Here is an 8,094-nt window from a genome sequence, read left to right as displayed (position 1 = left end):
GACGAAAGCCAGGCGCTGCAGCAGCTCTCGACGCCGATGCCGCTCGCCTATGTCGCCGCCCGTGCCGCCGGCATCATGCCCGACGATGTCGTGCTCGAACCCTCGGCCGGAACCGGTCTGCTGGCGATCTTCGCCGAAATCGCCCGCGCTCGGCTAGTGCTGAACGAATATGCGGCCGTCCGCGGCTTGCTGCTGGAGCGCCTATTCCCCGACGCCAGGGTGACACGGCATGACGCAGCACATATCGACGACTATCTCGACCGTTCCGTCAGTCCGACGGTGGTCCTGATGAACCCGCCGTTTTCCGCCGGCGTCCATGTCGAGGGGCGGGTGTCCGACGCAGCCTGGCGTCATCTTGCCTCCGCCTTCGCACGCCTTGCACCGGGTGGCCGTCTGGTGGCAATCACCGGCGCAAATCTCTCCCCCGACAACCCAAAATGGCGCGACGCCTTCACCCGCCTGCAGGCGCGGGGGACAGTCACCTTTACCGCTGCTATCGACGGCAAGGTCTACGCACCTCACGGCACGACCACCGAAACCCGTTTGACGGTCATCGACAAAATACCGGCGGCCGATGCGTCGCAGCTCGTCGCCGCGCGCGGAACCGCACCGGATGCCGCGACACTGCTCGGTTGGATCATGGGTTTGCCGCCGCGCTCACCTCTTGCGGCGCCGAACTCCATCGACGTCCTCTCCCACGGTGTCCTACGGAATGTCGCGCCATCGATGGTGGCACGCCGCAGCACCGGCACCCTTCGCCCGGCTGCTGTCGCTCCGGTGGCCTCCCGACTGACGTCAGTGTCCGCCAGCAATCCCATTGCCGCCCGACCGAAACCTGCATTGTCGAAGACCATTGTCGAGCTCGTCTACGAAACCCGCGCCAGGGTCACCGAGCAGGACGGCGGTCTGACGGAAAGCATCTATGAGCCGTATCGCCTACAGTCGATCGAGATCGCCTATGCGAAGCCGCATCCCGACAAGCTCGTCGAGTCGACGGCAATGGCCTCGGTCGCACCACCAAGGCCGAGCTACCGCCCGCATCTTACAGAACACGTCGTCACGGATGGCGTTCTCTCCGACGCCCAGCTCGAGAGTGTGATCTACGCCGGCGAAGCGCATTCCGGCCACCTCGCCGGTTTCTGGACGGTCGACAAATCCTTCGACAATCTGCAGGCGGCAAGTGAAGACTCCGACGCTGCCGTCCGTTTCCGCCGCGGATGGTTCCTCGGCGACGGCACGGGTGCGGGCAAAGGCCGTCAGGTCGCTGGTGTGCTGCTCGATAATTGGCTGAAAGGCCGGCGCCGGCATGTCTGGATCTCCAAATCCGACAAGCTGATCGAGGATGCCCAACGCGACTGGGCAGCACTCGGGCAGGAAAAGCTGCTCATTACACCACTGTCGCGGTTCCGCCAGGGAGCGCCCATCCGTCTGCAGGAGGGCATCCTGTTCACCACCTTTGCCACCTTGCGAAGCGATGAGCGTGAAGGAAAACGGTCGCGCGTCCAGCAGATCCTGGATTGGCTCGGCGCTGGTTTTAGTGGCGTCATCGTCTTCGACGAAGGCCATGCCATGGCCAACGCCGCCGGCGGCAAGACCGAGCGCGGCGACAAGGCAGGCTCGCAACAGGGCAGGGCGGGACTGCGACTTCAGCGCGCGCTCCCCGATGCGCGTGTGCTCTATGTCTCAGCCACGGGCGCGACCGACGTGCAGAACCTCGCCTATGCTGAACGGCTTGGTCTCTGGGGTAGCGCCGACTTTCCGTTCCCGACCCGTTCCGACTTTATCGCGGCGATCGAGGATGGCGGCGTCGCGGCGATGGAAGTGCTCGCCCGAGACCTCAAGGCTCTCGGCCTGTTTGCTGCCCGCTCGCTCTCCTACGAGGGGATCGAATATGAAATCGTCGAACATGAACTGACCGACGAACAGGTCCGCATCTACGATTCCTATGCGGGAGCCTTCCAGGTCATCCACAGTCACTTGGATGCGGCGATGCAGGCGGCCGGCATCACGTCGGAMAGCGGCACGCGCAACAAAAATGCCAAGGCCGCTGCACGCTCGGCGTTTGAATCTTCGAAACAGCGTTTCTTCAATCATTTGCTCATCAGCATGAAGACGCCGACCCTGATTGGTTCGATCGAGCACGATCTTGAGGCCGGACATGCCGCCGTCATCCAGATCGTCTCGACGGGCGAGGCGCTGACGGAACGGCGTCTGGCGCAGATCCCGGCCGAGGAATGGGGCGACATCCAGGTCGATGTGACACCTCGGGAATATGTCGTCGACTATTTGATGCACTCGTTCCCGACGCAGCTGTTCGAGGAATATTCCGACGAGGAAGGTAATCTCAGCTCGCGACCGGTGTACGACGCCAATGGCAATCCTGTCCAATGCCGGGAAGCGATCGCCCGTCGCGACGAGTTGGTCGAAAAGCTTGGAAGTCTTCCGGCTGTCCCGACCGCGTTGGATCAGATCGTCCAGTACTTCGGAACCGAGAACGTCGCCGAAATCACCGGCCGATCGCGCCGCATCGTCCGACGCGACACCGGCGGTCATATCGCCCGCTTCGCCGTCGAGAGCCGTCCCGGTTCCGCCAATCTCGACGAGACACGCGCCTTCATGGACGACGAGAAGCGCATTCTCGTTTTCAGCGACGCTGGCGGAACCGGACGTTCCTATCACGCCGAACTCTCGGCATTGAACCAGCGCCTGCGCGTTCACTACCTTCTCGAGGCGGGATGGCGCGCGGATACCGCTATCCAGGGCCTCGGCCGCACCAATCGCACCAACCAGAAGCAACCGCCGCTGTTCCGGCCAATCGCCACGAACGTCAAGGCCGAGCGTCGCTTCCTCTCGACCATTGCCCGGCGTCTCGACACGCTCGGCGCCATCACCCGCGGTCAGAGACAGACCGGCGGACAAGGGCTGTTTCGCTCGGAAGACAATCTCGAATCCCAATATGCCCGCGATGCGCTCCGGCAATTCTATGGGCTGCTCTACATCGGGAAGATCGAAGGTTGCTCGCTTTCGACCTTCGAAGCGGTCACCGGGCTTTCGCTAACCTCGGAGGAGGGCGGCCTGAAGGACGAACTGCCGCCTATAACGACCTTTCTCAATCGCATGCTGGCGCTGACGATCGACATGCAGAACCTGCTGTTCGACGCTTTCGAGCAATTGCTGGCTGCCCGGATCGAAGGCGCTGTCGCTGCCGGCATCTACGATAAGGGTCTGGAGACCATTGCGGCCGACAGCATGAAGATTGTCGATCGGCGGGTCGCCTATACCCATCCGGCCACCGGCGCCCAGTCGCATCTTCTGACCATCGAGCAAAATCAGCGCAATCGCCCGATGACGCTTGCCGATGTCCAGGCGCTCGCCAGGCGTGATCAACGAGCGACGCTGATGATCAACGGGAAGTCAGGCCGGCCGGCGGTAATGGTCCCGACCCGGTCCATCATGCTCGACGATGGATCGATCCAACCTCGCGTCGTGCTGATCCGGCCCATGGACGAACTGCGCTACGAAATCCGCCAACTTGAGGAGACCAACTGGGAAGAGGTCGACGAAACGGCCTTTGACGCCGCCTGGGAGGCGGATATCGCCAAGGTCGCCGAGTTCTCGACCTCGACCCTGCACGTGGTAACCGGCCTGCTTCTGCCGATCTGGCGTCTGCTACCGCAGGACTACTGCCGGGTCTATCGGCTGCAAAGCGATGATGGTGAGCGCATCGTCGGGCGTGTGGTCGCGCCATCGGAACTCTCACGGCTTTGCCGCAATCTCGGCATCGATCATGTCGAGACGATCACCAGCGATCACGCGTGGCGGGTTCTCACCGACGGATCCTCGATCGTCGGCCTTGCCGGCGATATGACGTTGCGGCGCGTGCGGGTGATGAACGACCACCGTGTCGAACTTACCGGCTTCACGGAGGGCATGCGCGAATGGCTGAAGGCGATCGGATTGTTTTCCGAGATCATCGCCTGGAAAACCCGGTTCTTCGTGCCGATGACGGGTGAAGGACCAGCGATACTGTCCCGCCTGATGGAGCGATATCGCCTCCTCGATGTTGCCAGCCGCTATTGAGGGGACCGATCATGCTGTCCGCTTCAGAGCTGGCGGGCCGTCTTGCGCAGGATGCCGAGTCGGTCTGCCGACAATATCTGTCTGCCGGCGTGCGCGCTGGCAACTACTGGATTGTTGGCGATGTCGCCAACAGCAAGGGTCGCTCGCTCTATGTCCACCTGACCGGGCCGCGCACCGGCAAATGGACGGATGCCGCCACCGGCCAGCACGGTGACCTTCTCGACCTTGTCCGCGAGACATGCGGCCTGGTCGATTTCCGCGACGTGGCCGAGGAAGCTCGACGTTTCCTCAGCCTGCCGCAGCCGGCGCCGAGACCGGCCCGGCAGTATGAGGTGAGCGACAGCCCGCCAGTCAACCGATCAAGCTGCGAACGAGCACGCCGGCTGTTCGCAATGGGCAAGCCGCTGCATGGGACGCTGGCGGACGCCTATCTGCGTCAGCGCGGCATCCTGCGGGCGTCCGCTCATGCGGCGCTCCGCTTCCATCCATCCTGCTACTATCGGGAGCTCGTGACTGGCACGACAACGAGCTACCCCGCCCTGATCGCCGCCGTCACCGATGGAGCCGGCATGATCACCGGCGTGCACCGCACGTATCTGGCTGCATCCGGGCTCGATTCGGACGGCGGCGGAAAGGCACCGGTCGATGATCCTCGCCGTGCGTTGGGCGGACTTCTCGGCAACGCGGTGCGCTTTTGCATGCCGGTCAATGTGCCAGTCCGGGTCATGGTCGCGGGTGAAGGTCTCGAAACCATGCTGTCCCTCTCACACGTGATGCCTGGGATGCCGGTGGTCGCGGCGCTCACCGCCAACCATCTCGCCGCCTTCCGGTTTCCCCCAGGTGCCGTGCGCCTCTACATCGCCGCCGACGCCGATGCGGCCGGTCGCCATGGGCTCGAGGGACTGAGCCGCCGCGCGCAGGCCGCCGGCATCCTGCCGCTGGTCATCGAGCCGGAACTCGGCGACTTCAACGAGGACCTGCGGCGGCTGGGACCGGACCGGCTGACGGAGCGGCTGCGCGAGCAGCTCATCCCGGAAGATGTGATGGCTTTTCTCCCGCTCTGACGGTGGCCGGAAGGGGGAAGCGGTTGCGGCTGGGCGCCACCGGGGGCGGGCAGGGGCCTTGTCTGTCTTCCGCCGGAGAGGGCGCGCGCCCGCGGCCTGCCGAGAGGCGACCCCTACCACGCGACATCCGGTCCTTCTGCGGGTCACTCAGGTTTCTTCCCCGCGCCGGCGGGGCCGGCGCTCCTCGCGGTATCCAAGAAACCCTCCTTCCGCCGCCCGGCGCTTCGCTGGGCCGCTTCGCTTGGCTCGCGGTTCCGGACCGTTTGTCGCGTGGGAGGGGATCGCCGTCAGGCCGCGAGAGGCGCGGCCCCTATCCGAAGGAGACGAAACATGAACTTGGCTGCGCCCCTCGACGATGGCTTTGAGCCTCACCACGCATCCTCGCCCACCGACCRCTTCATCTACGAAATGCAGCTCTACGGCCACCGTCCTCTCCAGGATGAGCCCGACCCGCGTGGACTGCCGGAGGAGCCGGTCGTCCAGTCGGCTATCACCGCGATCTTCGACGCCTTCGCCGAAATGCTCGGCGATACCCGGCTGGAACCCGATCTCGAAGACTTGCTGTGGTCGAGCGTCAATCTCTTCCACCGCGCCGGCGAGCGCATCCAGCGCGAACTGCAGCGCAACGAGGACGCCCAGCGTAGCGGTCAGCAGGAGCAGGACGGCTCCGAAGTGAAAAGCGTCGAGCTCGAGCGTCTTATCGCCGAAGGCATCACGTTGCTGGAGCGCCGCAACGCCTTCGAGTTCATGCGCGACTATGCTGCCGACCTGTTCGAGGCTGAGACCGGTTCGACCTGGCGGCCGCGCACTGGCTCGAAGGTCAGCCATGCCAACATGACGGCGGCGATGATCGATAGCCGGGATTTTCTCTCCGCCCGCCGCCACGCCGAGACCGAGGTGCTGATCCCCGCCGGCACCAAGATCGCCTTCTCCGGCGGCATGGACTACAACGATCATGAACGCATCTTTGATGCGCTCGATCGCGCCCGCGCCAAATTCCCGGACATGGTCCTGCTGCATGGCGGTTCGCCGAAGGGCGCCGAGCGCATTGCCGCCTGCTGGGCCGAAAACCGCAAGGTGACCCAGATCAGCTTCAAGCCGAACTGGACGAAGCACGCCAAGGCCGCGCCCTTTCGCCGCAACGACGACATGCTCTCGATCATGCCTGCCGGCGTCATCATCTTCCCGGGCTCCGGGATCACCGGCAATCTCGGCGACAAAAGCCGCCGGCTTGGCATCCCGGTCTGGCGCTTCGGAGGAGATGGCGCGTGAGCGCTGTTTTCTTGCAAATATGGAAAACATGGATATTATGGAGATCAAAGGAGCACCCATGCCATGCGACAGTTCACGACAGGCGATCTCAACAAACAGGTAGGCGATGTCACCGACGCCGCCAGCCGCGAACCAATTGTTCTCACCCGGCACAATAAACCCCGTTTCGTTCTTATGAGCTATGACCACTATGAGCGGATGCGAACCGGATTCGATCCGCGTCGCGCCTACAGCGTCTCGGACATGCCAAAGGAACACGAGGAACTGTTCGGCGAGGCTATCGAACGGCTGGCGCGGGGCGAGGGCTATGACGATGAGCCATGAGTTTCGTCCCGGCGAGGTGATCGCCTATCCTTATCTCTGGGCATGGCAACACCAGCGCGGTGAGACCGAAGGACGAAAGCCACGTCCCGTCTGTGTCGTCATCGCGGTTCGCAGCGCGCGTGACGGGCAGACGCACCTTGCCCTTCTTGCAATCACCACGCAGCCACCGCAGACCGGACGGCTTGCGCTTGAGATTCCAGAGATCGAGCGCCAAAGAGCCGGGCTCGGCGATCTCAAGCAGAGCTGGATTGTCGTTGACGAATACAATTACGATATCGCCGAGCGCTCCTGGTACATCGAGCCGGGGCAGGCGATGCTTGGCCGTTTCAGCAAGCCGTTTATGATGAAGGTCGTTGCCCTGTTCGCCGAGGCGAGAGGCAAGTCCGGCCGCCAGGTCAGCCGCACCGACTAGAGATTCGTATTAGCTTTGTCGCGGTTCCGTTGCTGGACTATTCCCGATGCTCTGCCGTTCCCGTTCGGCCAGACAGGCATGTGCGGATGGTCATCGGGCACCAGGCCCGCTACCGCGGTGGACTGGCGGCAACCAGATCGTACACATCGATCGTTATTGCCGATCCCGCCGTGAGCAGAGGCCAGTCGGCAATGACCACTGCCGCTTGCAGCGACCGGCCCGCTGTGACAGCTGGCATCCTTGCGATGGGTGCACGTGCGACGAAACAGCCGAAGCCGATTTCCAACAAGCCAGTGCGAATGGTGGAGGGACCCGCGGGATCTCTGTGCTGCACTCGGTGAGCGCCCCGCGGGCAGGCCCGCTAACCTTGATCGTGCGCGTTCCCCATGCAAGCCGGCATGCTGGATATGGGCTCCCAAGCGGGTGGCCGATCGATGTCCGTCTCGGTTCTGCGGTTACATCTAGAGCCATTCCCTTTCCATGTCGCCTTTGTAGGCAACCCCCCGGCCTAGTGCGGTCAACCCCGGAGGGGTTCGCCCTCGCTTAAGCTCGGTGACCGCGGCCGAGGGCCGCCTTCTTTGGCGCCATCGGGAATGGTTCCCGATGCAACCGAAGGAGACACCACAATGGCCACCACGATCGCAACCCTGACCGAAAAGACCGACGGCTCGCTCGAAGGCATCTTCGCCACGATCAAGGTCAACGCCCCAATCGCCCTGATCCCGAACGCTCAGAAGGCAAGCGAAGGCGCCCCCGACTACCGCATCATCCACCGGCGCACCGGCTTCGAGATCGGCGCCGGCTGGTACCGCAACTCGCAGCGCACCGGCGAGGAATACCTCTCCGTCAAGCTGGAGGCTCCGGAGATCGGGGTGATCTTCGGCAACGTCGCGCCCGCTCCCGGCGGTGAGGCGAACCGCAAGGTCATTCTCTGGAACGACC

Annotated in this window: 6 protein-coding genes; all 6 read left to right on the top strand. The window is 63.7% G+C overall.

Features of this window, described 5'->3' with window-relative positions:
- A partial coding sequence (locus AC1D17_RS26590; protein ID WP_477568259.1) for a strawberry notch-like NTP hydrolase domain-containing protein occupies positions 1-4,080 on the top strand: 4,080 nt, incomplete at its 5' end.
- A gap of 11 nt (positions 4,081-4,091) precedes the next feature.
- The gene (locus tag AC1D17_RS26585) at positions 4,092-5,144 is read left to right on the top strand and encodes a DUF7146 domain-containing protein (RefSeq protein WP_477568258.1); all 1,053 of its coding nucleotides are present in this window, start codon (positions 4,092-4,094) and stop codon (positions 5,142-5,144) included.
- A gap of 330 nt (positions 5,145-5,474) precedes the next feature.
- Positions 5,475-6,416: a DUF2493 domain-containing protein gene (locus tag AC1D17_RS26580; RefSeq protein WP_477568257.1), complete on the top strand. Its 942-nt coding sequence runs from the start codon at positions 5,475-5,477 to the stop codon at positions 6,414-6,416.
- A gap of 63 nt (positions 6,417-6,479) precedes the next feature.
- Entirely contained in the window at positions 6,480-6,740 is a 261-nt protein-coding gene (locus AC1D17_RS26575; protein ID WP_252121607.1) for a type II toxin-antitoxin system Phd/YefM family antitoxin, read from the top strand.
- Positions 6,730-7,152 carry a hypothetical protein gene (locus AC1D17_RS26570; protein WP_477568260.1) on the top strand — a complete coding sequence of 141 codons (423 nt, stop codon included), beginning with the start codon at positions 6,730-6,732 and terminating at the stop codon, positions 7,150-7,152. The genes AC1D17_RS26575 and AC1D17_RS26570 overlap by 11 nt, the downstream gene beginning before the upstream one ends.
- A 626-nt stretch (positions 7,153-7,778) precedes the next feature.
- Positions 7,779-8,094: DUF736 domain-containing protein (locus AC1D17_RS26565; protein ID WP_477568256.1), on the top strand; the 316-nt coding region annotated here is incomplete at its 3' end.

Source organism: Pararhizobium sp. P1_E7 (assembly GCF_056405855.1).
Note: the sequence above shows the minus strand (reverse complement) of the source record. Positions and strands in the feature narration are given on the sequence as shown.

Coding starts and splice junctions, on each gene's coding strand:
- AC1D17_RS26575 (WP_252121607.1), top strand. CDS start 6,480: ATGCGACAGTTCACGACAGGCGATCTCAACAAACAGGTAGGCGATGTC.
- AC1D17_RS26570 (WP_477568260.1), top strand. CDS start 6,730: ATGAGCCATGAGTTTCGTCCCGGCGAGGTGATCGCCTATCCTTATCTC.
- AC1D17_RS26585 (WP_477568258.1), top strand. CDS start 4,092: ATGCTGTCCGCTTCAGAGCTGGCGGGCCGTCTTGCGCAGGATGCCGAG.